We start from the raw sequence: 24,030 nt of genomic DNA, 5'->3' as shown, positions 1-24,030 counted from the left end.
TCCCACTCAGGGCCGTCCAGGGCGATGCGCCTGCCCGCGCCGGGCCGTCGCCCACCAAGGACCGCGTGGGCACCGCTCAGCCGGCCGGGGCGGGAGTCACGTGGGCCCGGGGACGCGAAGACCTCCGGGATGGATGCGGATGCCTGATGGCCCCGCACCTGCCCGGAGGTCTTCGTATCGTCCTGCTGACCCGTCGTGCCTCAGTCCACCTGGTCCTCAGTGGTCTGGCCTCGCAGGTGGGCGTGGGCCGCCTGGGAGGCGGCCTTCTTGGCGTCGCGCTCCTCGCGCCGTCCCCGGGAGATCAGCGCGGTCACGGACACTGCCAGGCCGCCCCAGATGATGACGATGGACACCAGCAGGAAGGCGATCGCGGATCCGGTCATGTCACTTCACCTCCTCGAGGGCATCGAGGTCCAGGGGCGTGAACTCATCGACAGGCACCCTCCAGGGCATGAGGGTGGCGACCGCGGTGACCACGGCCACCAGGAGCAGCATCCCCCAGCCGAAGATCGTCTCGAAGGCGCCGGAGTAGGCGTAGCCATCGGTGGCGTAGGACCAGAAGGTCTGAACGAACATCGTCCCCAGGAGGGCGGGAACGACGATGGCGATGATCGCTCGCCACCAGGCCCCGATCACACGGGACTCGGAGACCAGATTGAGGTGGCGCTGGAGGGGCCTGAGCTGGCGGGCGGCGACGCCCACGGCCAGGCACATGATGATGGTCGAGCCCACCACGCCGATGTTGTTGATGAAGGCGTCCACGACGTCGAGGGTGTAGAGGCCCGAGGAGGTCCCGAACAGGATGAAGGACAGCAGGGCCGCGGGCGCGCCGACGATCACCGTCGCCCTGGGAATGTCCACATCGAGCTTCTCGGCGACCGCGGCGGCCACCACCTGGATGATGGAGATGAAAGAGGTCAGCCCCGCCATGGAGAAGGAGGCGAAGAACAGCACCCCGAACAGGGGGCCACCGGGCATCTGGGAGATGACGGTGGGGAAGGTCGTGAAGGACAGGCCCACCCCGGAGATGTCCTCCAGATCGCCCACGCCCACGCCCTGAACATGGGCCATGAAGCCCAGTGTGGAGAAGACGCCGATCCCGGCGAGGATCTCGAAGGAGGAGTTGGCGAAGGCGGCCACCGTGCCGGTGCCCACGAGGTTGGAGCGGCGCTTGAGGTAGGAGGCGTAGGTCAGCATGATGCCGAATCCCACGGATAGGGAGAAGAAGATCTGCCCGAAGGCCGCCATCCACACGCGGTGGTCGGACAGGGCCGACCAGTCCGGGGTGAACAGGGCGTTGAGGCCGTCGGTCGCGCCGGGCAGGAGCAGTGCTCGCCCCACCAGGACCACGAACATGATGACCAGCAGGGGAAGGAAGAGGCGGTTGGCCTTCTCCACGCCATTGGACACGCCGCGGGCGATGGTGACGATCCCGAAGACCCACACGATGACCAGGGGGATGATCACCCCGGCCACGGGGACGATCGAGTAGGCGGGAGTGCCGGAGGTCGACAGGTCCGCCAGCTCGATGTAGGAGCCGAAGAAGGCCGCGGCGTTATCGCCCCAGGCGGTGTTGACCGAGAACAGCGTGTAGCGCAGCGCCCAGGCCACGATCACCGCGTAGTAGGTCATGATGAAGAAGCAGATGAAGACCTGGAACCATCCCAGCCACTCCAGCTTGGTCGACACGCGGCGGAAGACCGCCGGTGCGCTGCCGCGGAAGCGGTGGCCCAGGGCGTAGTCCAGGAAGAGCACCGGGATGCCCACGCAGACCAGGGCGGTGATGTAGGGGATCATGAAGGCGCCGCCCCCATTGGTGTAGGCGACCCCCGGGAAGCGCCAGATATTGCCCAGGCCGATCGCCGAGCCGATGGCGGCCATGAGGAAACCGACCTGACCGCTCCACTGCTCTCGCTTGGGCGCCTGGGGTGTTGGCTGGGCCTGACCGGCTCCAGGGCTGGATGTCATGGATGACCTTCTTCGTCTCGGCGATCGGCCATCATCGGACCGCCGGGTGGGTGGGATGCGGCGGACAGGAGGGCCCCATCCGCCGTCCGCACGTCATTGATGGCCGCGGACCACAGAACGTTAGAGGTGTTGCCCCGGTCTGTCGCCTGGAGTCCAGAATACGGACGGTAATGCGCGCGGCGCCTATTGCCGCTATCAGCAGTGGGGAGATGGTGCCGTGCGTGCTCGCCTGTGTCACACTGGCGACGGCAGGCCCTGCCCCGGGGCACTGATACCGCCTTTTTGCGAAAGGATCCCCATGGCCACCGCGCATATTGCCGCCGAGCCCGGCGACTTCGCCCCTGCTGTCCTCATGCCCGGCGACCCCAGGCGTGCCCAGCGCATCGCCGAGTCCCTCATAGACGACGCCCGTCTGGTCACCGATGTGCGCGGCATGCTCGGCTTCACCGGCACTGTTGACGGCAGGCCGCTGAGCGTCATGGGCTCGGGCATGGGTCAGCCCTCCTGCACCATCTACGCCACCGAGCTGTTCTCCACCTTCGGGGTTGAGCGGATCATCCGGGTGGGCACGGCGGGCGGCATCGCCCCGCAGGTGGCCGTGGGCGACGTCGTCCTGGCCACGGGCGCCCACACCGACTCCTCCATGAACCAGGCCCGCATCCCGGGGGTCAACTTCTCCGCGGTGGCCGATTTCCATCTGGCCCGGGCGGCCTGGGAGGCCTCCTGCTCCGGCCGGGCCGACCAGGAGGGGGCGGTGCATGTGGGCACGATCATCTCCCGGGACCACTTCTACTTCACCCCTGACCAGCAGACGGAGCGCCTGGCCGCCCATGGCGTGCTGGCCGTGGAGATGGAGGCGGCCGCCCTCTACGGCGTGGCCGCGGAGTTCGGCAAGCAGGCACTGGCTGTCCTGACGGTCTCCGATCATCTGCTGGATCACTCCGGCGATATGAGTGCGGCCGATCGGGAGACCCGCTTCGCCGGGGCGCTGCGCCTGGCACTGGCCGCCGCCCACAGCTGACTGCCGCCTTCTCTCCCATCGCCTCGCCTCTCGCCGCCCAACCACCGCCCCAGGGCTGGACGGCAATGCCAGAATGCGTCTATGTCGACCTCAGCACGTGCGACGCAGCACTCCATCACCGTGGTGGGCGGACCCACGGCCGTCATCGATCTGGCCGGCTCATCTGCGGCACTGCGGCCGCCCCGCTGCTGGGAGAGCGCGCCACCGGGCTGACCCCCTGGCAGAGCGCGACCGTCGAGGCGTCCGACGGCGCGGACACGCGCCGAGGGGCTCCGCATGGCGCGGGGCCCCTCAGTTGTCGGTCGCCGTCCTCGGGCTGGGCGCTCGACCCGGCACGTGGGTCTCAGCGGGCCTCGTAGGACAGGCAGGAGGCGGTGTCACCTCCGACGCTCACGGCCTCGGCCGAGCACATGAGGTCGGTGTTGTGCACGCACTCCAGGCGCTGGCAGGCGCCGACGTGCCCCTCGGCCACGGGCAGGCCGCCGCGGGCGTCCAGGCTGATGAAGGTGTCGCAGGAGGGGCTGCCGGCATCCCCGCCCACGGTGATGGCGAAGGCCGTGCAGCCGCCGTGGTTGAAGGCGCAGGCGGTGGTGGCGCAGGACTTGATCTGAGTGACGGTGGCCATGATTGCTTCCTTGTCGAGCGGTCGGCGATTCGGACACCATTAACGTAAATCCGTCGTCGTCCACCGACAACCAAGGTCAGGCTGCCCTACTCGATTCAGTCTCTCGAATCCTTGCAATCACGCGGTTTTACGGAGCACCGGGGAGCGCTTCACCCGAATTCAATGGCGGCTTCGAGCGCCCGCCTTCGATGCCATCGGCTTTCGTTATTCCAGCCAGGTAAGGCAGGCCTGGCAAGACAGTGCCTCAGGGGCGCGTCAGGCGCTGAGGCAGGAGCTCGGCCGCCAGATCCTCCAGGACCTGACCGACCTCACCCGCCGCAACGGGTCCGTGCGGGAAGGCGACCACCAGGGTGACGACCTCCTCGCTGGTGATGTGCATGAGGGTCGTGCCATGGGCATCGACGTCCACGCACAGGGTCCTGCCCCACAGGCTGGCGCAGACGCCGACGGCCGGTCGGCGCGAGCAGACCCATCCCGGGACGGCGCTGTCACGCACGGCGTCGCAGATGGCCTGCAGGCCCAGTGGGCCGACGGCGGTGACGGCCTCGTGGGCGGCCAGAGCCTCCTGTGAGCCCCAGGCATCCGCGGAGGGGCTCTCGGAGTCGAGATCGAGGATCTCGCCAATGGCGTGACCGGAGACCCCGGTCACGCAGTGGAGCATGACGCGATCAGCGACGAGAACACCCAGCCGCCCACCGGGCCAGCCTGAGACATCGGCGATGCGCTCGATGGGATCCTCCCCGGTGATGGCGCAGTGGCAGGCGGGCGTGCGGGCGGAGGCCAGGGCGAGGGCGGTGTCGGCCTCATCGATCCAGGTGAGGGTGCCCAACAGGTGAGCGGTGGCCGCGGTGATGCGCACGCCGGGCTCAGCGGCATCCAGCGTGATGTCCATGCGGACCTCCACCGGCAGGCCTGCGGGGGCGATGGCAAGGGGCTCCCCCGGCGCGGGGCACGCGGCGATGAGGATGCGACCGTCCTGGCACAGCGCATGGGCGACGAAGGCCGCGGGTGCGGCGGGGTCGACGCGATAGGCGGTCACTGCCGCGCTGCCGGCGCCGGACAGGAGCCTGCGCGCCGTGCGGCGGGCCTGCAGAGCGATGCCGGAGCGCTGTTCGCCTCCGATGCGTGATGAGCTCACTCCTCGATGCCTTTCTGCGGTCCTTCGATCGGTCCCGGACCGCCAGGGCGGCCGTTCAAGGTGAGGCTACCCTCAGTAGACCGCCTGGCCAAGGCGTGTCCACGTCACAGAGTCGCAGAGGGGCGGTCGCCTCCTCTCAGGGGGTCTCACCAGTCAGGAGTGGCACGGTCCCGTCTCCCCCGATGCGCTTGACGACGATGGTCGACCTCAGGGACTGCACCCCGGGCAGGGTGGAGTAGATCGAGTCGTGGAGGCGCTGATAGTCCTCCAGATCTGTGGCCAGGACCCGCAGGAGGTAGTCGGGCTCGCCGAAGAGCCGCTGCGCCGAGACGATGGAGGGCTCGGTTTGGACCGCATTCTCGAAGTCCCTGATGGTCGCCGCATCCGTGCGCCCCATGGTGACCAGGATGACCGCCTCGAAGTCCAGGCCCACCGCCCTGGGATCGACCACTGCCGCATAGCGCTGGATGGCCCCGATGCGCTCCAGATCCTTGAGGCGGCGGTGGCAGGCGGACAGGCTGAGGCCCACCTGCGAGGCGAGCTGTGTGACGCTCAGGCGCCCATCATCCTGGAGGAGGAGAAGAATATTGCGGTCGATCCTGTCCATGCAGACAATTCTTGCACTATACCCAACTGTTACGCTAGGTCCTCTGAGTACTTCCGGATCTTCTCGGCATAGTCTGCGGTCTGCACTACCCGCATTGGGGTCGGCTCACGCCGTCAGTCCCTGGACGGCCTCGGTCGTCACCCTCACGCATGTCGTTGCCGCATCAAGGGGCCGCCGCGATCGTCCGAGTATCCTGCGAGAGCGGGGTTTGGGCAAGACGGAGGCCGGAACCGGCGTGCCCTACGGCGCAGCGGGCTCATCCGGTCGCTGGATCCACTCGATCTGGCAGCCGGGAACGCCGGTGAATGAGGCCCACAGCCGAGCGGCGGCATCGCCGATCGCATCGGCGACATCCTCTCCCCCGGAGGTGATCACGGCGGTCACCGCGCAGGTTGCGCCATCCTCGCGCATCTGCCCGATCTCGACCGCCCATCCCCCGGCGCCGAGCACGCCGTTGGCGTCGGTGTCGCACTGAGCGATGTACTGCGCCCGTGCCCGGGCGGTCTCGTCTCGCGATGACGTCGGCGCACTGATCTCGGCGACCAGCCGGCGCACCGCTGCAGGCTGCCACAACCAGTCGTAGTCCAGCGAATAGGGAACGGGCTCGTCGACGTCGGACACGAGGTAGTCCCGCGCGATTCCGCGTGTGCGCTCGCCCCAGGCACGCGCGCGCAGCCCACGACGGTGCCTGTCAAGATCGGCCCGAGACCGCCAGCGCTCGTGCACCGCCCACACCAGCCGATCAGCGGTGGGGGTCACCTCGAACAGCAGGCACCCGGTCTCCCTGCGGGAGATGTCGACATGCTCGGCGAGGAGCTCGCTGACGACCTCCGCCGCATGGTCGTCCCCGCATCGCAGGGTCCCTGTCAGCACCACATGTTTCATGGCGGCGCAGTCTATCCACTCGAATCCGAACGTCGCTGTAAGAGTGATGATGGTGGGTGGACGCTATGCGAACAGCCCGCGCGCAGGGCGTGAGCCTGAACGCGCTGGCGCGTCACTTCGGGGTTCACCGGGGCACGGTGTGGGCGAAGACGCGGTGGCGGAACCGCTTGGCAAGTTCCCTTGCGACAAGTAAACTTGTGACATGGAGGCGGAACCGATCATCCTCGACAGCGCCCACCGGCACGGCGTCACCGATGAGGCGATGCTCCATGCGCTCCGTTTCCCTGTCCGCCATTTTGTGCAAAACCACTCGATGACCATGTTCATCGGTCCCGATGAAACCGGCACCCTCGTGGAAGTCGGTGTGATCGAGTGGCACGGTGTCATCGCTATCGCTCACGCCATGCGCCCGGCCCGACCCAAGTATCTGAGGTGAACCACCATGACTCGACGCTCCATTGCAGACATCAAGGCCCGTGCCGACGAGTTTGCCGACGCTTTCGAGAACTATGACCCGAAGCCCGGCGATCAGGACGCACCCCTCCCGCCCACGATGGCGGTCAAGCTCGCCGCGTGGCGACGCGACGCCGCCGAGAAAGAGCTTGCCGAAGCGGTGCGCGCTGCACGCGAACAGCGGCTGTCTTGGCGCGAGGTGGGAGAAGCGATTGGCACCAGCGGCGAAGCCGCCCGACAGCGTTACAGCGCGACGACATGACGAGCGGCTCGATCATGCGACGCATCAACGGTGAGAAGTTCGGACGGTGGAGCCTCCGACTCGACGCCGCCTATTGCACGGTGCTGGGTGCTGCGGTGGCGCTGTTCGCCGGGCGGATCGCCGAGGGTGTCGCGCTGCCCGCGCTGCTCATCGCTGCTGCCGGTGTCGCTGTCGTGGTGTGGGCGGGCGGCATTGTGTGGATGCTCGCACGTCTACCACTGCGCTCCGCGCTTCGCCTTGTGATGGTCGCCAATCTGGTCGCCGCCATCGCGGTCGGGTTCGCCTCGGCGACCGCCGCGACGCTGCTGATCGTGCTTGCCGTCGTGACAGTGGCGATCGACATCGCCCTGTTCGCTACGAGCCAGGCCGTTGCGTTGCGGGCGCTCCCTGTCAGGGGCTAAGCAGATGAGCATCTGGGAGGCGGGCCAGGGCGTCGTGGAGCTCCCCGACGGTCGGCGCATCCGAGGTCGAGGGCTGCGCAAGAACTTGCTCGGGAGCGTCGAACCGGAGTTCGGCGTCTACTTGCTCGGTCGTGACCCGAACATCGAGGGCTGGCCCTCGCGCTGGGTGCGCTGGCGTGACTTCCGGCTACCGGACTCCACCGGCGAGCTGACCCTAGAAACGAGTGAGCCAGCGGACGCGGCCGAACTGCTCAAGACGATCTTCCTCCCCGACGACTAACCCCACCCCTCGCCCGAAGGACCACTACACCACTTCCAGGGACTTGACCTGGAGGAGGCGACAGCGAGCCAGAGTGGTAGCGTACCCAGATGCATGCCGAGGTGAACCTGCGATCCGCGACTCTCGCTGATATGCCGCTGGTGGAGCGTTGGTTCCGGGCCGAGCACGTGCGCCCCTTCTGGTCGCAGGACCTTGACGCGGACCTTGCGGACGTGGGCAGTGAGCTCGCATCCGGTGGTCCTACCAGCTACTTCATCGCCTTGCTCGACGGCACTCCTGTGGGCTTCGTGTTCTACTACCGTCTTCGCGACTACCCCGAGTACGCCAAGGAACTCACCGAGGCAGGGGTGGGTGTGCACGACGGCGATTGGAGCCTCGACTATCTGATCGGAGAACCGCACGCCCTGGGTCGCGGAGTGGCCGACGCGATGCTCCGACTCGCCATCGGCGATCTCTGGCGTGCTCAAACTGCGTCGACGCGCCTGGTGGTCGCCGTCAACGTCGCCAATCGGAGCTCGTGGAGGCTGCTCGAAAGAGTGGGATTCGCGATCGGCCCTGATCCGGTGGAGATGGAGCCCGACAACGACGAACTACCGCGCCAGCACCTCATCGCCACTCGGTTCCGCCCTCACGTGCTGACATGATCGTCATCATCACGTGAGCGGAGCAGACGGTGGACATCCCTGTCCGCGAACTGGGTGGAGCTAGGGGGATTCGAACCCCCGACCTCTTCCATGCCATGGAAGCGCGCTACCAACTGCGCCATAGCCCCGTGGTGGGCGACCCTCGCGGGTCGTGGCCGGTCACCCCGGCCTCAGCGAAGGAGCCTCGTCCCGGGTAGGGATGGTTGGACTCACTCGCTGGTGGAGCTAGGGGGATTCGAACCCCCGACCTCTTCCATGCCATGGAAGCGCGCTACCAACTGCGCCATAGCCCCGTCACTCGGGCACCGCCCCGGCGGGCGACGCGGATAACTGTATGGAGTTCAAGGCCAGCGGGGCAAATCCCCGGGGCGTGCACTACCTCACCACTCCCCCAAGCGGCCCAGGGCCCCCGCCTCAGCCGAGGTTCCACCCCGTCAGCACCCAGCCCGGCTCGCGCCGGGCCGAGCGCAGCACCCCGTAACGGCAGTTGTCCAGGCCACGGAGCCCGAACCATGCCGAGACCCGCTGCCCCAGCAGGCTGCTGGCCGCGATGCTCAACGCTGAGCCGTGGGAGACCACCACGACGCGCTCATCCTCCTCCGCCGTGGCGCAGATGCGCTCCAGCGCAGCGCGCACACGGGTCGCCACCTGGTCGCGGGTCTCCACCCCCAGGCCCCGAGGCTCCCCGCCCTCACGCCAACGGCGGTACTCCTCGGGCCACCCGGCCGCGATCTCCTGACGGTCCTTGCCCTCCCAGGCCCCGAAGGAGCGCTCGACCAGTCCCTCCTCCACAGTCACCGCAAGACCGCAGCGCTCCCCCAGGACCTCGGCGGTCTGCAGAGCGCGCTTCAGGGGCGAGCACACGATTCGATGAGGCTCCAGGGCTGCCAAAGCCGGTGCCACCGCCTGCGCCTGAGCCACACCCGTCGCATTGAGTGGAATGTTGGAGCGGCCCTGGATGCGCTGGTGGAGATTGGCGTCGGTCTGACCGTGCCGCCACAGGACGAGCTCCACGGCTCAGGCCCCCTCCACCGAGTCAGGCACATCCAGAGCCGTCATGTCATCGAGTCCGGGGATCTCGATGGCAGGGCAGTCCTTCCACAACCGCTCCAGGGCGTAGAAGTCACGGTCCTCGCTGCGCTGGATGTGGACGACGACGTCCCCGTAGTCCAGCAGCACCCAGCGCGCCTCCGTCAGCCCCTCACGCATGCGGCGCTTGGCGCCGGCTTTGAGCATGGCCTCATCGACGACATCGACGATCGCGCGCACCTGACGGTCATTGGCCCCAGAGGCGATGAGGAAGACGTCGGTCAGGGCAAGCCGATCGGAGACATCGATCGCGATGATCTCCTCGGCCTTCCTCTGCGAGGCCGCCAGCGCGGCGCGTCGGCACAACTCGATGGCGCGGTCAGTGGCAGGCACAGGACTCCTTACATGTCTGGGCGGATGCTCGTTGCCCACGATGCCATCGCGGGCAACGCAAGCCTAGACGAGCTGACGGTCCCAGGGCCCGATGGGGGCCAGGGCCGCAGCGCTGTTCGAGCCATTGCTCAGGAAGTACCACACCACCGCGAGCAGCACCAGTGCCACCACCAGCACCACCAGGAGGATGAGAAGCACCTTGCCCAGTCCCGAGGACTTGGCGGGCTCGGGCTGGGCCGGAACCCTGGGGCTGAAACCGCCCCCGGCATCAGCCTGCTCATCCGATGGCGCGGCAGCCGACGCGACCTGATCCCACCGCGCCTCTTGCTGGAAGGAGTCCGCCGCAGGCTCCGGCATGCCGCCCGGTACCTCGGCGCTCGGCGCCTGGCCGGAGAGCGAATAGGGGCTCATCGGCTGCTGGCCTCCCACCAGGGAGTCATCGGTGGTCATCCGCTCGCGCAGGGACTTCCACTGCGGGATCTCCCCGGTGTCGAAGCCGGACCCGCCCTCGCTGGTGTCCAGCACACCTGTCTCCGTGGCATCGGGCAGGGCCTGGACCGCCTCATCCACGGGCATCTCGAATTCCTGATCGCCAACCGGGCCGGCCCCGTCGGCCTCACCGGCCTCCGACGGGCTCACGGGCTGGACGGCACTGAGCTCTCCAGTGGAGATGTTGACCGTGCGCACACCCTGGGCGGCTGCGGGAATCTTGACGATCGGGCGCCGCACCGAGCCGGGAGAGGCCGCCGCCGGCGCGCCCTGGGCGCCGGGAGCATCGGTGGGCTGAGCGGGCTGAGCAGCCTGCTCGCCGAAGCCGCCTGTCGGCTGGTCGTCCCATGGCTGCACCGGCACGGCGTTGGCCGCCTGAACCGCGCTGGAATCCTCCTGGCCGGACTGCCACTGGGGCAGCGCCGCAGCACCGTGGGGCTCAGCCCCTGCAGGCACCGCGGGCTCAGCCTCCTGCCCCGCCGCATAGCCCTCATCGGAGGCCATGGCGTAGGGCGAGGGCTCGGCACCGCCCTGGACAGGCGCCTCCATCTCGGCGGGGCCGGGCAGATCCTGCCCGGCGTCCTCGCCCGGCACCGTGCCGTAGGGCTGCGAGGCCCCCGTCACCGAGGGCACCTGGCCGGTCTCCAGCCTCTCGCGCAGTGAGGACCGAGTGGGCACCGGGGCGGGCTCTGTGAGGACCTCGGCCGCCGCGGCGCGCTCGGCCTCCGCTGAGGCGATGGGAACATCGACGGCGTCCATGAGCCCGGTGGGCAACTCGGAGATGGCCACAGCCTCATCGGCTGTCAGGGAGCGCCATGCGCGCCCCGCGCTACCGGCGCTGGCCGCGCTGCTGGCGCTGGGCGCACTGCCGACACTGGCCGCACTCCCAGCACTGGCCGCGCTGGCACTCTGCCAGCCTCCGGTCTGCGCCCCGGCCTCAGGCGTCGGCTCGCCGAGCTGGGCGGCTGCCGGCTCAGCATCGAGCGCGGCGGCCGGAGCGGCGCTCCAGGAGGGCGTGTGCTCCACGGCGGGATGGGCGGTCAGGGTCTGATCGGCGTCGTCGGACTGCCATCCCTCCGGCTCCTGGATCACCGGCTCGCTGCGCGAGGCTCCCTGCCCGATCGGTGCGGCGCCGTCGTCCGCACCCCCGTCCTGGGACTGCTGGCCCGTGGGGTCCTGGAGGGCACGGGCCTGCTCGGGCGTGATCTCCCCGGCCTCCACCGCTGCGCGCAGCGCCGCGGCCTCCTCGCGCAGGCGCCGCATCTCCCGCCGGGTGAGCAGGGGCTGCTGCCCGGTCAGGATCGCCTCGCGCTCGGCTGCCCGCTCAGCCTGTCGGATCGCGCGGCGGCTGCTGCGTGGCCGACCCTGCGCGCCCTCCGTCAACTCGTTGGACGCTGGGTCGTTAACGCCGGTCTGATCAGTGCTCACCGTCGTTCTCCTTCCTCAGGGACTGCTCGTGGGCCACCCGCGCCGTCATCGACGTCGCCGATGAGGGCCGCAGAGGCATACGATAAAGCCCATACTTGCGGATGTACTGCACAACGCCGTCAGGAACCAGGTACCACACGGGAACCCCCTGGCTGACCCGCCGACGGCACTCCGTTGACGAGATCGCCATTGCCGTGACCTCCAGCAGCGAGACGCGATCCCGCGGGACGCCGGACTCGGTCAGCGCATGCCCTGGCCGCGTGACCCCCACCAGATGAGCAAGATCGAAGATCTCGTCACTGTCCTTCCAGGTCAAGATCTGCGCCAAGGCATCCGCGCCGGTGATGAAGTACAGCTCAGCACCCGGATACTCCGCGCCGATATCGTGGAGGGTGTCGATGGTGTAGGTGGTTCCCCCGCGATCAATATCAACCCGGGAGACCGTGAAGCGCGGATTGGAGGCCGTGGCCACGACAGTCATGAGGTAGCGGTGCTCGGCCGGGGAGACGCGATGGTCCTTCTTGAAGGGCTGAGCCCAGGTGGGCACGAAGATGACCTCGTCAAGCTCGAAAACGCTTTGAACCTCACTGGCCGCCACGAGGTGCCCGTGGTGGATGGGATCAAAGGTTCCGCCCATGATGCCGATGCGCAGCGGGCGTGCAGGTGCGCTCACGCCGTGCGCCTCGTTCCATGACTGGCGGTCACGTCAGGTCCCTCCGATGGTGCCGATGCATGCAGACATTGAACATACTGCCATGTATGGCCACATGCGTGGGCCTGCGCAACGCCCGCAGCGAATCCTGAGCGCCTTGATGGCACTGTGCGCGTGCGCACACGATCCTGCTTCGGCGGGCCATTGCCGCTGCCGGCCCGTGCGCGCCGCAGCCGGCTCCGCTCTATGCTCTATGCTTCCCTCTGCCCGCCGTGCAGCGCCGCCCGGCAGGCTTCCCCAGCGCAACCACCATGCAGGAGGACCCCGATGTCCCGCCACGAGCGTCTGTCCGCCATCCTGGGCATTGTCGTCGAGGAGGGCAGTGTCCACATCGATGACATCATCACCCGCCTGGGCGTCTCAGCGGCCACCGCCCGGCGCGACCTGGACCTTCTGGCAGACCAGCAACTGGTGACCCGCACCCGCGGGGGCGCCAGCGCCAACCCCACCTCCGGCGAGCTGCCCCTGCGCTACCGCCCCTCCCGCATGGCCAGGGAGAAGACCCGCATCGCCCGGGCCGCGGCCGCCATGGTGTCCCCCGGCGACAGCGTGGGCCTCAACGGGGGCACCACCACCACCGAGATCGCCCGAGAGATCGCGCTCCTCCCCGAGCTCACCGACCCCGAGACCCCTGTGACAGTCACCACTAATGCGATCAACATCGCCAGCGAGCTCGCCGTGCGCCAGTGCGTGCGCGTGGTGGTCACCGGCGGGGCGGCCCGGGCCCACTCCTTTGAGCTGACCGGCCCCCTGTCCGAGCTCATCCTGCCCTCCATCACCATCGGCACCCTCTTCCTCGGCGTCGAGGGCATCGACGAGCACGGCACCTACACCCCGCACGAGTCACTGGCCGCGGTCAATGCCGCCCTGGTGCGGGCCGCGCGACGCGTGGTGGCGGTCTGCGACCACACCAAGCTGGGCGCCTCCGCCTTCGCGCTGATCAGCCGCCTCGATCAGATCGATCTGCTCATCACCGACGACGGCGCTGACCCCGCCGTGATCGAGAGACTGCAGCGAGCGGGCCTGGAGGTCCGCCTCGTGTGAGGACCGCGTGAGGGCCGCAGCGCGGGCCCAGCGCAGGCCCGGCGCCCCGATCCTGGCCGCCCTCATCTAGTTTAGAGTTCTCTCATCTCCTCCTCATGGCCGCCTATTTCTGGCCCTCCAGGCTTGAGTCTGGCCCAGTCCGGGCCAGTCTCATGACAGCGACCAGGAAGGGGAGGTCCCATGACCGCCGCTCCCATCAGAGTGATGCTCTACAGTCACGATGCCCAGGGCCTGGGGCATCTGCGCCGCAACCTGGCGCTGGCCCACCACCTGGCCCAGGGCCTGCCCTCGCTGACCGGTGCCCCGGTCACCGGCATGGTCATCACCGGGCTGGCCCCCGGGGAGGGATTCGACCTGCCCGAGGGCTTCGACTGGCTGGTCCTGCCCGGAGTGGCCAAGGGGGCCGATGGCTACGAGCCTCGCAGGCTGGGGGTCTCGCGCACCGAGCTCGGCCTCATGCGCTCCAGCCTCCTGGACGCCGCCCTGTCCTCCTTCGCCCCGGACCTGCTCATCGTCGACCGCCACCCCTACGGTGTGCGCCAGGAACTGCGCGATCCGCTTCGCAGCCTCAAGCGCAGGCACCCGCGCGCCAAGGTGGTCCTCGGCCTGCGCGAGGTCCTCGACACCCCTGACGCCCTGGCCCGCGAGTGGAGCGCCCTGGGCTCGACCGAGCTGCTGCGAGAGCTCGTCGATCACGTGTGGGTCTACGGCGACCCGGCAGTCCATGACCTGGTGGACACCGGTGAGGCGCCCACCGGTCTCATCGACCGCATCCGCTTCACCGGCTACCTGGCCCACGGTCGCAGCGAGGCGGAGGCTCAGGTCGAGCCCTACACCACGCCCTTCGTCCTAACCACGGCCGGTGGCGGCTCGGATGGATACGACCTCCTCCTGGCAGCCGCGGCTATGAAGCCGCCCATCGGCCACGAGCATGTGGTGGTCACCGGACCCCAGCTCAGCGACGAGGAGTTCTTGAGCATCGCAGCCGCCGGAGGCAGCCGGACCCTGGTTCGGCGGACCTGGCCGGGCATGAGTCGGCATGTGGCCGACGCATCGGCGGTCATCTCGATGGGCGGCTACAACACCATCTGCGAGATCCTGTCCACCTCCACCCCCGCGCTGATCGTGCCCCGGGAGGTCCCGCGCCTGGAGCAGCTCATCCGCGCCCGAGGCCTGGAGCAGGCCGGCGCCGTCGATCTCATGCGCTCCCAGGACGTGGACTCCTCGGCACTGGGGGCCTGGGCCGCCTCGATGGTGGGCCGCCAGGTCAGTCGTGCCCACCTCGACCTCGACGGACTGGCCGCCGTGCCGCGCCTGGCCCGCGAGCTGCTGCGCGGCCCGCGCCTCATCGAGGGGCGAGTGGCATGAAGCGGATCGGATACGTCCTCAAGGTCTACCCCAGGTTCTCCGAGACCTTCATCGTCACCGAGATCCTGGCCCGCGAGGCGCTGGGCGATGACCTGTCCATCTACGCGCTGCGCCCCACCACCGATGCCCGCTTCCACCCCGAGATCGCCAGGGTGCGCGCCCAGGTCCACTGGGTGGAGCGCTCCATGACGGCCAAGGGCATGTGGGCCCAGCTGTCCGCCAACCTGGACACCGAGGAGCTGCGCGAGCGCTTCTCCCGGATCATGCCCGTCGTGGCCGATCTCAACGGCGATGAGGTCGCGCAGGCGGTGTCCCTGGCCCACCAGGCGCTGGCTGACGGCATCACGCATCTGCACGCGCACTTCGCCTCCCTGGCCGGCCGGGTGACCTGGATCGCCTCGGCCCTGACCGGGATCCCCTACACGGTGACCACGCACGCCAAGGACATCTTCCATGAGTCCGTGGACCCGCAGTGGCTGAAGCGCATCTGCGCCGACGCCGACCGGGTCATCGCCATCAGCCAGTTCAACGAGGCGCACCTTCGCCATGAGCTCGAGGGCAGCGGCGCCAGGATCTCCCTGCGCTACAACGCTCTGGAGCTCAGCCGCTTCGAGTACCGGCCCCCCGTCCGCCCGACCCTGCCCCTGCAGGTGTGCGCCGTGGGGCGCCTGGTGCCCAAGAAGGGCTTCGCGGACCTCGTCGAGGCCGTGCGCCTGCTGGCTGACGCCTCCGTCCCCGTCCAAGTGGAGATTGCCGGGGATGGCGAGGAGCGCCAGCGCCTGACCGCTCAGATCGAGGCCTTGGGCCTGGCCGGTCAGATCCGGCTTCTGGGGCCCCTGACTCAGGAGGAGGTCCGTGGTCTGCTGGAGCGCTCCGACGCCTTCGTGGCTCCCTGCGTGGAAGCGGCCGACGGCAATGTCGATGGCCTTCCCACGGTGATCCTGGAGGCCATGGCCTGCGGCACACCTGTGGTGGCCACCGCGGTCTCGGGCCTGCCCGAGGTGGTGCGCGACGGTGAGACCGGCCTGCTGCTGCCCCCGGGGGATCCCGCGGAGATCGCCCGGGCGCTGCGAAGCATCGCCGAGGGGACCGTGGACATCCTGGCCCTGTCCCAGGGGGCGCGGGCACTGATCGAGGAGCAGTTCGATTCCCGGCACCAGGCGGCGGCCCTGTCCGCCTGGCAGTCCGGACGATGGGGAGGATTCTGATGCGCGTCGCCTATATCTGCATGGACCCTGGCATCCCGGCATTCGGGACCAAGGGGGCCTCAGTCCACATCCAGGAGGTCATCCGCGAGCTGCGGGCACTGGGCCACGAGGTGGCCCTGTACGCGGCCCGCACCGGTGAGCACCTCCCCGATGACCTTGCGGACCTGGAGGTCCACCACCTGCCCGCCGGCGCTCAGGACCCCGCACTGCGCGAACGGGCCCAGGGCATTGCCGCCGCTCAGGCCGCCCAGATGGTCATCGACGCCGGGGCCGACCTGGTCTATGAGCGCTACTCCCTGTTCAGCCAGGCCCTGGCGGAGATCACCTCGGCACTGGGCATCCCCGGCATCCTGGAGGTCAACGCCCCTTTGATCGATGAGCAGCGCACCCATCGCCACCTGGTCGATGAGGAGCGCGCCCACGAGGTCCTGCTCGCCCAGGCGGCCGCCGCCGCAGCCACGATCTGCGTCTCGGACCCGGTGGCGTCCTGGGTGCGCCAGGCCACCGCCGGCATGGAGAGCGCCCCGGAGATTCATGCTCGCATTCACACCGTTCCCAACGGGGTCTCAGTGCGTCGCATCACCCCTCAGGACGAGGCCGACTCCGTGGTGGTCACCTTCGTGGGCACCCTCAAGCCCTGGCACGGGGTTGCCGATCTGCTCGAGGCCGCGTCCCGGGCCACAGTCGACTGGAACCTGCGGATCATCGGCGATGGGCCTGAGCGCGAGGCGCTCGAGTCCCAGGCCACCGCCCTGGGACTCACGGTCGACTTCCGCGGCGCCGTCGCCCCCCAGGACATGAGCTCTCACCTGGCCGGATCAGCGATCGGCGTGGCTCCCTACCCCGACCTCGGCGGCCAGGACCAGCAGTACTTCTCCCCCCTGAAGGTCCTGGAGTACATGGCGGCCGGGCTGCCCGTGGTGGCCTCCGACGTCGGGCAGATCCCCCAGCTCCTGTCCGGGGTGGGCATCCTGGTCGAGCCCTCCAATCCCACGGCACTGGCCCGGCAGATCGATGCCCTGGCAGCCGATCCGGAAGCCCGGGCCGACCTGGGCCTGCGCAGCCGCGAGCGCGCCATCGAGCAGCACTCGTGGATGATGGTGGTGCGCACGATCCTGGATCATGCGGGGGTCGCTGATGACTGACGCACCCGCGCGCGGCTCTGGCGCGCCGGGCGATAAGGGGTCTGCAAGCGGCCGGTCCCGCACGAAGGGCAGGGCCGACGACGAGCGCAACCGCCCCACGGCGCTGCGCCAGACCCTCCGACTGCTGCGGCCCGACGCCGCCCCCCAGTGGCGCCTCATGGTGGGCGGCACGGTGGTCCTCCTGGCCGAGGTGGCCTTCCGCGTGCTGGAGCCCTGGCCGCTGAAGATCGTCATCGACGCCGTGGTGGCCTCCATGGGCTCATCGACAGGAACCGCGCCCGCGACCCTGGGCCTGCTCCTGGGCATGGGCGCCGTCCTGGTGGGACTCGTCGCGGCGCGAGCCCTGTGCAACTACCTGGCCACCGTGGCCTTCGCCCTGGTGGGCTCGCGCACCGCGGCCTCGCTGCGCGCCCGCGCCTTCCAGCACGTCCAGGGCCTGTCCCAGCAGTTCCATGCCCGCAACCGCAGCGCTGACACCGTTCAGCGGCTCATCGCCGATGTCAACCGCATGCAGGAGGTGGCGGTCACGGCGGGCCTTCCCCTGGCCGCCAACATGCTGACCCTTCTGGTCATGCTGATCGTCATGGTGGTGCTTGACCCGCTGCTGGCCATGATCGTGGTGGTGGCGGTGGCGCTGTTCGCCCTGACCTCCCAAGGGTCCTCCAAGCGGATCACGGCGGCCTCGCTGCGCTCGCGCCGCTCTGAGGGGAACCTGGCCAATACGGCCCAGGAGGCGCTGTCCGCAATCAAGGTGGTCCAGGCCTACGGGCTGGAGCCGCTGCTCCAGGAGCGCTTCACCGGCGCCAATGCCGTGTCCCTGAGAGAGGGCGTGCGCTCCCGGAGGATCGCCGCCCGCCTGGAGCGCTCGACGGATGTCATCGTGGGCCTGGCCACGGCGGTGGTCATCGTCGGCGGTGGGATGCGGGTCCTGCAGGGGGCCATGACCCCTGGAGACCTGGTGCTGTTCACCACCTACCTGCGCACCACGATGAAGCCACTGCGCGACATGGCCAAGTACACCGGGCGCATCGCACGTGCCACGGCCTCGGGCGAGCGGGTGGCGGATCTCATGGCCGTGGAGCCGGATATCGTCTCCCCGCACTCGGGGCTGGCGCCCAGCGAGGTGCGCGGCATGCTCCGCTTCGCCTCGGTGCGCGCGGCCTATGAGGGTGTTGAGGTGCTCCACGGGGTTGACCTCACCGTGCGCCCCGGGGAGCACGTGGCGCTGGTGGGCCCCTCCGGGTCGGGCAAGTCCACTCTGGCCTCCCTGGTGGTGCGGGCCATGGATCCCACATCAGGGACGGTGAGCCTGGACGGCACCCCCCTGCCCGAGCTGGAGCTGAGCCATTTGCGCTCCCAGGTCTCGGTGCTCCATCAGGAGGCGGTGCTGCTGACCGGCACCATCAGGGAGAACATTCGCCTGGGCCGGCCCGGGGCCAGTGATGAGGAGGTTGAGCGGGCCGCCCGCGCGGCCTACGCCCACGACTTCATCTCGGCCATGCCCGACGGGTATGACACGGTGGTCGGCGAGCGGGGCGGAACCCTGTCGGGCGGTCAGCGCCAGCGCGTGGCCATCGCCCGGGCCTTCCTGCGCGACTCGCGGATCGTGGTCCTCGACGAGGCCACCACCGGGTTGGACCCCGCGTCGACGTCGCTGGTGCTCGACGCCGTCGACCACCTGGTGGAGGGCCGCACCACGCTGACGGTCACCCACGAGCCCCAGGCCGCCCTGCGCGCGGGCCGGGTGGTGTGGATCCAGGATGGGCGCATTCTGCTCAATGGCGCCCCCAGGGAACTGCTGCTGACCTCCCAGGACTTTCGGGACTGGGCGCGCACGGCCACCCAGGAGGACCACCAGTCCGCGACTGCCCAGGAGGACTCATGAGCAGCGTCTCGACTCTCGCCGCCGTCACCGAGGTGCTGGACGCCGAGCGGCTCAGCGAGCTGATCGGCCGCCCGGTGCGAGCCGTGCAGATGCGCGTCAAGCCGGGGGTCTCCCTCATGCTGGGTCTGGCGGAGCGGCCCGGGGGACGGCCTGCGGGCTGGGCCCGCGTCCTGTGGCCGGTCTCGGCCTCCAAGGCGGCCAAGACGCGGCAGCAGGCCGCGCGCATCGGCTCCGCGGTGATCACCCGCGACCTGGCGGGAGGCCTCATCCTCCAGTCCGGCGGCATCGACACCGATCCCAAGCTGTCCCCCTATCTGCGGCAGGCGGTTGAGCACAGCCTGCTGGAGGGATGGGCCACCGGTGATGTTCTGCGCTACAACCCTGCGCGGCGGCTGGTGCTGCGCGACGGCGAGACCGTTGTGCGCATCCGCGCGACATCCGGGGGCCTCGGTGATGATGTCCACCGCGCCGTGGAGGGGATCCTGCCCGCGCCGCGGCTCCATGAGCTGGGCGAGCGGTGGGATGCCGGCCACTACAGCCGTCAGGACTGGTGCGGCACCACCGACCTGGAGCGGGGCCCCGACCAGGAGGCCTCCCGTGCGGCGGGCGCCATCTTCGCCCGCCTGCATGACGCAGCAGGACAGTTGCCCGACCAGGTGCACAGGCGCCTGGATCGCGGAGCACCCAGGGCCGAGGACCTTGCCGCCACGCATGCGCGCATCCTGGAGCCCCTGATGCCCGAGCTGGCTAGGCGCGTCCGGGCTGTGGCCGGTCCCCTGACCGACGCCCTGACCGGCGCCCCGGCCCTGATCCACGGCGATGCCTCGCCTGACCAGGTGCTGCGCGATCCGGCCGATGGGCGCGTGTGGCTCACCGACTTCGACCGCGCCCGGCTGGCTCCGGTCTGCCTGGACCTGGGCTCATACCGAGCGATGGCCGCCCATGAGGAGTTCGAGGCCCTTCTGGAGGGCTATAAGGCGGCAGGCGGCGCGCCTCCCAGCATCACGGACCTGCGCGCGGCCACCTGCCTGGCCGAGCTCTCCCGACTGGCCGAGCCCCTGCGCCATGGGGATCCGCGGTGGGCCGAGGCCATCTCGGCGCGGCTCGACCGCCTGGAGTCCCAGGTCGCCGACCTGGAGCGGGGCGATGGGCGCGTGAAGGGGGGCGGATCGTGGACGCTCTGAGCATCCTGTGCACAGTTCCCGGACTGGAGCGGGCATGGCCCGGCAAGAAGGGCGGCCTGGTCTTCGAGTCCCGTGACGATGAGGGTCGCCTGCGCGCGGGATCCATCGGCCCCGACGGCGCGACCCACCTGCTGGACTACGCCCGCGACCCGGCACTGCCCGGACTGACCCCCGGCCTTGACGGTGAGCTCGTGGTGCACCGTGCCGGGCGCAGGGCGGTTGTGGTGGGGCCAGGCGGGGTCAGAAAGCTGCTCCGGCCCGGCCGGGCGAGCATGCCGGCCTCCCAGGAGCTGGCCCAGGCGCTGTGCTCCACGGGGCTGCGCACCGCCGAGATCCGTGAGATCGGGCATGCCCACATCGACTTCGAGCTCCTGCCCGGGAGCAGCCTGGGCGATCTGGGAGACGCGGGCCTGCCCGGCTGGAGACGCCTGGCACAGGCCTGGGGCGCGCTCGGCAGGGCACCTGGCGACGCGCATGGTGATCTTCCCGTCCACGGCCCGGCCCAGGAGGCCGAGGTCCTGCGCCACTGGCTGGGGCGGGCCCAGGAGCACGGGGTGCTGGCAGGGCTCGTGGAGGATCCCCGGGACCTGGAGACAGCAGTCGATACGGCCTGCGCCAGTCTCATGGAGGACCCTGGGGAGCTGGTCCTGGCTCACCGCGACCTTCATGAGGGGCAGCTGCTCTGGGACGGCACCGACCTGTCCGTCCTGGACCTGGACACCGCCGCCCGTGCCGAGGCGGCACTGGATCTGGGCAACCTGCTCTGCCATGTCGAGCTCATGGCCCTCCGGGGGCGCCTGTCCCCCTCGGCGCATCAGCGCATCGAAGGGCTCGTGGAGGACATGGCCGCCAGGGCACCGACCACCAGGGCGCGCCTTGCCGCCTACCGCCATGCCTCGGCCCTGCGCCTCATCTTCGTCCACGCCTTCCGGCCGACAGCCCGGGCCTGGCTCCCACAATGGGTGCAGCGACGCCTGGAGCACACCATGATGAACACCACCAAGGATTGGAGCGCACCATGCGCCTGACAGTAATCGGATGCGGATACCTCGGAGCCGTCCACGCGGCGGCCATGGCTCACCTGGGCCATGACGTTCTGGGCATCGACACCGACCCCCACCGCGCAAGCACCCTGGCCCGGGGCGAGGCCCCCTTCTACGAGCCCGGCCTGCCCGAGCTGTTGGCCCCCGGCGCCGCCGACCATCGCCTGCGCTTCACCGCGGAGCCCACCACCGAGGACCTGGCCCTGGCCGATGTCCACTTCATCGCCGTGGGCACCCCCCAGTCCGCCCACGGCGGGGGCGCGGACCTCTCCCAGGTCTTCTCCGCCGTCGACCTGCTGCTCGAGCACCTGCCCGAGGGGGGCAGCCCCCTGGTGGTGGGCAAGTCAACGGTGCCGGTGGGAACCGCCCGCGAGGTGGCCCGCCGCCTGGCCGGCCGCGCCCACGTGGTGTGGAACCCCGAGTTCCTGCGCGAGGGACTGGCCGTCAAGGACACCCTCCACCCCGACCGGATCGTCTATGGCCTCCCCGATGACCCCGACCAGGCCCGGGCGGCATGCCAGAGCCTCGACACGGTCTACGCCGAGCTCCTGGCCGAGGGCATCCCGCGAATCACCATGGACTACGCCACCGCCGAGCTGGTCAAGACCGCCGCCAACTCCTTCCTGGCCACCAAGATCAGCTTCATCAACGCCATGTCGGCCATGTGCGAGGCCGCAGGGGCCGACGTCACGGTGCTCGCCCAGGCGCTGGGGCACGACCAGCGCATCGGCCACCGCTTCCTGCAGGCGGGCGTGGGATTCGGGGGCGGCTGCCTGCCCAAGGACATCCGCGCCCTGCGGGCCTCGGCCGTCTCCATGGGAGTCGATGCCCTGGCCGATCTGCTCGCCCAGGTCGATGCCATCAACCAGGCGCAGCGCGAGCACATCGTCGAGCTGGCCGTCCAGCACGCCCAGGGCGGCCCGGAGGGCGTCAAGGGCATGGAGGGCATGGAGGGCATGGCGGTGACGATCCTGGGGGCCGCCTTCAAGCCCAACAGCGATGATCGGCGCGATTCCCCCGCCCTGGATGTGGCCGACCGGCTGGCCCAGCTGGGGGCCACGGTCACCATCTGCGATCCCAAGGCACTGGACGGCGTGGCGCAGTCCCATCCCGGCCTGCTGCCGCAGGTCGACGTCGAGGAGGCCCTCAAGGGCGCCGAGCTGGTCCTGCTGCTGACCGAGTGGCAGCAGTTCGTCGAGCTCGACCCGGCCCGAGCCGCTGAGCTGGTGGCCCGCCCGATCATCATCGACGGCCGCAATGCCCTGGATCCCCAGGCGTGGCGGGCCGCCGGGTGGTCCTACACCGGCATGGGCCGGTAGCCGCATCATGCTGGGGCAGGGGCCGGGCACCGGGCACAATGGTCCCGTGCGCGCCGAGCAGATCGCACCGACCTTCACCGTCGGGACCCGGGTCATGGCGGCCATCATCCTGGTGGCCACCATCGCCCTGGCCATGTCGGGCACGATCGTGTGGCTCCTGGGCCAGAGCAGCTTGCGCGCCGAGATCGATGAGCAGTTGGAGCGCAACCGGAATCGCTTCAGGGTGCTGGCCACCCAGGGGGTGGATCCCTCGACCGGCGCCCGGTTCACCAATGCCTCACAGGTGGTCTACACCCACATCCAGCGCGCGGTCATCCATCCCGGGGAGAGCGAGCTGGGATTCGTGGGCCGGGAGGTCAAATGGCGTCCCGCTGAGAACACGACGCTCAGGCCGGACCAGGATGCCCAGCTGGTCGAGGCGCTCGAGCCCCACGTGGTGGCCGACGAGTCGGTGATCACCACCATGGAGACGGACAAGGGCTCCTATCGGGTGATGGTGGTTCCCCTGCGGGACGGCAGAGCCCAGGCCGCCCTGGTCCACATCATCGACCTGGACGCCGCGGGCCAGGAGCTCAGGCGCACCATGCTCCTCTACGCGGCCTCGGCGGTGTTCACCATAGCCCTGGTCTCCGCCCTGAGCTGGTTCGGCGTCGAGCGGCTGCTGCGCCCCATCGGCGAGCTGCGGCGCGCCACCGAGTCGATAGGGGACAACGACCTGACCTCCCGGGTCCCGGTGCGGGGGCGGGACGACCTCAGCGTCCTGGCCCAGACCATCAACTGGATGCTGGACCGGGTCCAGCGCTCGGTGGAGGCCGAGCGCAGCCTGCTCGATGACATCGGCCACGAGCTGCGCACGCCCATCACGATCATCCGGGGGCATCTTGAGCTCCTGGACCCCCAGGACGCCGAGGATGTCACCCAGACCCAGACCCTGGCCATCGAGGAGCTGGATCGCATGGGCATCCTGGTCAACGACCTGCTGCTGCTGGCGAAGTCCACGGGCGCCGATCTCATCATCCCCGAGGAGGTGGACGTCGAGGACCTGACGCTGGGGGTCTTCGACAAGGCCCAGGCCCTGGGAGACAGGCGATGGGAGCTGCAGGAGACGGCGACAGCCACCTGCAGGGTGGACCGCCTGCGCCTGACCCAGGCCTGGCTGCAGCTGGCCGCCAATGCGGTGAAGTACTCCGATCCCGGCACGCGCATCGCCATGGGGTCGCGCATCGACAACGACGAGCTTCTCCTGTGGGTCACCGATGAGGGAATCGGCATCGCTGAGAAGGACCTGGACCTGGTGCGCACGCGCTTCGGCAGGAGCGCCGACGCCGAGCGCAAGGCCCACGGCACCGGCCTGGGGCTGAGCATCGTGGAGTCCATCATCGGGGCGCACCAGGGCACGCTCGACATCGCCTCCCAGCCATCAGCCGGCTCGACCTTCACCCTGCGGATGCCCTGCGGGGGCATTGGCCGTTAGTATCGACCGTCCAGCACCGCAACGA

General features: G+C 69.6%; 26 protein-coding genes and 2 tRNA genes. 16 read left to right on the top strand and 12 right to left on the bottom strand.

Translation table 11 applies throughout. The annotated features are described in order from the left end of the window. Positions 1-200: 200 nt before the first annotated feature. Together EL266_RS07995 and EL266_RS07990 are read right to left on the bottom strand one after the other, a co-directional pair. On the bottom strand, positions 201-383 hold the full coding sequence (locus tag EL266_RS07995) for a methionine/alanine import family NSS transporter small subunit (RefSeq protein WP_026427644.1): 183 nt from the start codon (positions 381-383) through the stop codon (positions 201-203). A 1-nt stretch (position 384) separates the two neighbouring features. After that, positions 385-1,968 (bottom strand): sodium-dependent transporter, encoded by a 1,584-nt coding sequence (locus tag EL266_RS07990; RefSeq protein WP_026427643.1) that lies wholly within the window; start codon positions 1,966-1,968, stop codon positions 385-387. Positions 1,969-2,266: 298 nt separating this feature from the next. Between EL266_RS07990 and deoD the strand changes: the two genes are divergently transcribed. Then, positions 2,267-2,989, top strand: coding sequence for a purine-nucleoside phosphorylase (gene deoD / locus EL266_RS07985; RefSeq protein WP_026427642.1), 723 nt, complete (start codon positions 2,267-2,269; stop codon positions 2,987-2,989). Between the two features lie 81 nt (positions 2,990-3,070). Beyond that, a complete protein-coding gene (locus EL266_RS13885) occupies positions 3,071-3,202 on the top strand; it encodes a hypothetical protein (RefSeq protein WP_269471437.1) in 132 nt (43 codons plus the stop codon). A gap of 130 nt (positions 3,203-3,332) precedes the next feature. On the opposite strand, the gene EL266_RS07980 is transcribed toward EL266_RS13885, so the two are convergent. The 4 genes from EL266_RS07980 to EL266_RS07965 all read right to left on the bottom strand — a co-directional run bounded on the left by EL266_RS07980 (position 3,333) and on the right by EL266_RS07965 (position 6,244). Next, positions 3,333-3,614: a DUF1540 domain-containing protein gene (locus tag EL266_RS07980; RefSeq protein ID WP_026427641.1), complete on the bottom strand. Its 282-nt coding sequence runs from the start codon at positions 3,612-3,614 to the stop codon at positions 3,333-3,335. Between the two features lie 244 nt (positions 3,615-3,858). Next, positions 3,859-4,752 carry a hypothetical protein gene (locus EL266_RS07975; protein ID WP_232011989.1) on the bottom strand — a complete coding sequence of 298 codons (894 nt, stop codon included), beginning with the start codon at positions 4,750-4,752 and terminating at the stop codon, positions 3,859-3,861. Positions 4,753-4,888: 136 nt separating this feature from the next. After that, a complete protein-coding gene (locus EL266_RS07970; protein WP_026427639.1) occupies positions 4,889-5,359 on the bottom strand; it encodes an Lrp/AsnC family transcriptional regulator in 471 nt (156 codons plus the stop codon). A gap of 240 nt (positions 5,360-5,599) precedes the next feature. Next, positions 5,600-6,244 (bottom strand): putative quinol monooxygenase, encoded by a 645-nt coding sequence (locus tag EL266_RS07965; protein WP_084501012.1) that lies wholly within the window; start codon positions 6,242-6,244, stop codon positions 5,600-5,602. A 202-nt stretch (positions 6,245-6,446) separates the two neighbouring features. On the opposite strand from EL266_RS07965, the gene EL266_RS07960 reads away from it, so the two are divergent. From EL266_RS07960 to EL266_RS07940, 5 genes are all read left to right on the top strand, one after another. Next, complete coding sequence (locus EL266_RS07960) at positions 6,447-6,680, top strand: hypothetical protein (RefSeq protein ID WP_026427638.1); 234 nt, start codon at positions 6,447-6,449, stop codon at positions 6,678-6,680. A 6-nt stretch (positions 6,681-6,686) separates the two neighbouring features. Beyond that, entirely contained in the window at positions 6,687-6,959 is a 273-nt protein-coding gene (locus EL266_RS07955; RefSeq protein ID WP_084501010.1) for a hypothetical protein, read from the top strand. Then, a complete protein-coding gene (locus EL266_RS07950; protein ID WP_084501008.1) occupies positions 6,956-7,360 on the top strand; it encodes a hypothetical protein in 405 nt (134 codons plus the stop codon). The genes EL266_RS07955 and EL266_RS07950 overlap by 4 nt, the downstream gene beginning before the upstream one ends. A gap of 4 nt (positions 7,361-7,364) precedes the next feature. Continuing rightward, on the top strand, positions 7,365-7,640 hold the full coding sequence (locus tag EL266_RS07945) for a hypothetical protein (protein ID WP_051281356.1): 276 nt from the start codon (positions 7,365-7,367) through the stop codon (positions 7,638-7,640). Positions 7,641-7,729: 89 nt separating this feature from the next. Beyond that, the gene (locus tag EL266_RS07940) at positions 7,730-8,284 is read left to right on the top strand and encodes a GNAT family N-acetyltransferase (protein ID WP_051281355.1); all 555 of its coding nucleotides are present in this window, start codon (positions 7,730-7,732) and stop codon (positions 8,282-8,284) included. A gap of 55 nt (positions 8,285-8,339) precedes the next feature. On the opposite strand, the gene EL266_RS07935 is transcribed toward EL266_RS07940, so the two are convergent. The 6 genes from EL266_RS07935 to nadD form a co-directional block, all read right to left on the bottom strand. After that, positions 8,340-8,412: transfer RNA gene (locus EL266_RS07935), tRNA-Ala, on the bottom strand. Positions 8,413-8,501: 89 nt separating this feature from the next. Then, a tRNA-Ala gene (locus tag EL266_RS07930) sits at positions 8,502-8,577 on the bottom strand. 121 nt (positions 8,578-8,698) lie between these two features. Next, positions 8,699-9,298 (bottom strand): histidine phosphatase family protein, encoded by a 600-nt coding sequence (locus EL266_RS07925; protein WP_026427636.1) that lies wholly within the window; start codon positions 9,296-9,298, stop codon positions 8,699-8,701. Positions 9,299-9,301: 3 nt separating this feature from the next. Beyond that, positions 9,302-9,706 (bottom strand): ribosome silencing factor, encoded by a 405-nt coding sequence (gene rsfS / locus EL266_RS07920; protein ID WP_026427635.1) that lies wholly within the window; start codon positions 9,704-9,706, stop codon positions 9,302-9,304. A gap of 63 nt (positions 9,707-9,769) precedes the next feature. After that, entirely contained in the window at positions 9,770-11,623 is a 1,854-nt protein-coding gene (locus EL266_RS07915) for a hypothetical protein (protein ID WP_026427634.1), read from the bottom strand. Further along, positions 11,613-12,296: a nicotinate-nucleotide adenylyltransferase gene (gene nadD / locus EL266_RS07910; RefSeq protein WP_026427633.1), complete on the bottom strand. Its 684-nt coding sequence runs from the start codon at positions 12,294-12,296 to the stop codon at positions 11,613-11,615. Before nadD ends, EL266_RS07915 begins: the two co-directional genes overlap by 11 nt. A 306-nt stretch (positions 12,297-12,602) precedes the next feature. Here nadD and EL266_RS07905 point away from each other — a divergent pair, with 306 nt between their 5' ends. The 9 genes from EL266_RS07905 (at position 12,603) to EL266_RS07865 (ending at position 24,005) form a co-directional block, all read left to right on the top strand. Next, positions 12,603-13,379: a DeoR/GlpR family DNA-binding transcription regulator gene (locus EL266_RS07905; protein ID WP_026427632.1), complete on the top strand. Its 777-nt coding sequence runs from the start codon at positions 12,603-12,605 to the stop codon at positions 13,377-13,379. Positions 13,380-13,559: 180 nt separating this feature from the next. Continuing rightward, on the top strand, positions 13,560-14,747 hold the full coding sequence (locus EL266_RS07900) for a glycosyltransferase family protein (protein WP_034515340.1): 1,188 nt from the start codon (positions 13,560-13,562) through the stop codon (positions 14,745-14,747). Further along, the gene (locus EL266_RS07895) at positions 14,744-15,955 is read left to right on the top strand and encodes a glycosyltransferase (RefSeq protein ID WP_026427631.1); all 1,212 of its coding nucleotides are present in this window, start codon (positions 14,744-14,746) and stop codon (positions 15,953-15,955) included. Before EL266_RS07900 ends, EL266_RS07895 begins: the two co-directional genes overlap by 4 nt. Beyond that, positions 15,955-17,100, top strand: a complete 1,146-nt coding sequence (locus EL266_RS07890; protein ID WP_026427630.1) for a glycosyltransferase family 4 protein — start codon at positions 15,955-15,957, stop codon at positions 17,098-17,100. The genes EL266_RS07895 and EL266_RS07890 overlap by 1 nt, the downstream gene beginning before the upstream one ends. 103 nt (positions 17,101-17,203) lie before the next feature. Beyond that, a complete protein-coding gene (locus tag EL266_RS07885) occupies positions 17,204-18,985 on the top strand; it encodes an ABC transporter ATP-binding protein (protein WP_051281384.1) in 1,782 nt (593 codons plus the stop codon). After that, entirely contained in the window at positions 18,982-20,169 is a 1,188-nt protein-coding gene (locus tag EL266_RS07880; RefSeq protein WP_084501006.1) for a phosphotransferase family protein, read from the top strand. Before EL266_RS07885 ends, EL266_RS07880 begins: the two co-directional genes overlap by 4 nt. Next, positions 20,157-21,197, top strand: a complete 1,041-nt coding sequence (locus EL266_RS07875) for a phosphotransferase (RefSeq protein ID WP_034515337.1) — start codon at positions 20,157-20,159, stop codon at positions 21,195-21,197. The genes EL266_RS07880 and EL266_RS07875 overlap by 13 nt, the downstream gene beginning before the upstream one ends. Then, positions 21,188-22,531 (top strand): UDP-glucose dehydrogenase family protein, encoded by a 1,344-nt coding sequence (locus EL266_RS07870; RefSeq protein ID WP_026427628.1) that lies wholly within the window; start codon positions 21,188-21,190, stop codon positions 22,529-22,531. The genes EL266_RS07875 and EL266_RS07870 overlap by 10 nt, the downstream gene beginning before the upstream one ends. 46 nt (positions 22,532-22,577) lie before the next feature. Then, positions 22,578-24,005, top strand: a complete 1,428-nt coding sequence (locus EL266_RS07865; protein ID WP_026427627.1) for a sensor histidine kinase — start codon at positions 22,578-22,580, stop codon at positions 24,003-24,005. Positions 24,006-24,030 lie beyond the last annotated feature (25 nt).

The organism is Actinomyces slackii (assembly GCF_900637295.1).
GTDB lineage: Bacteria > Actinomycetota > Actinomycetes > Actinomycetales > Actinomycetaceae > Actinomyces > Actinomyces slackii.
This window is presented reverse-complemented; position numbering and strand designations above follow the sequence as displayed.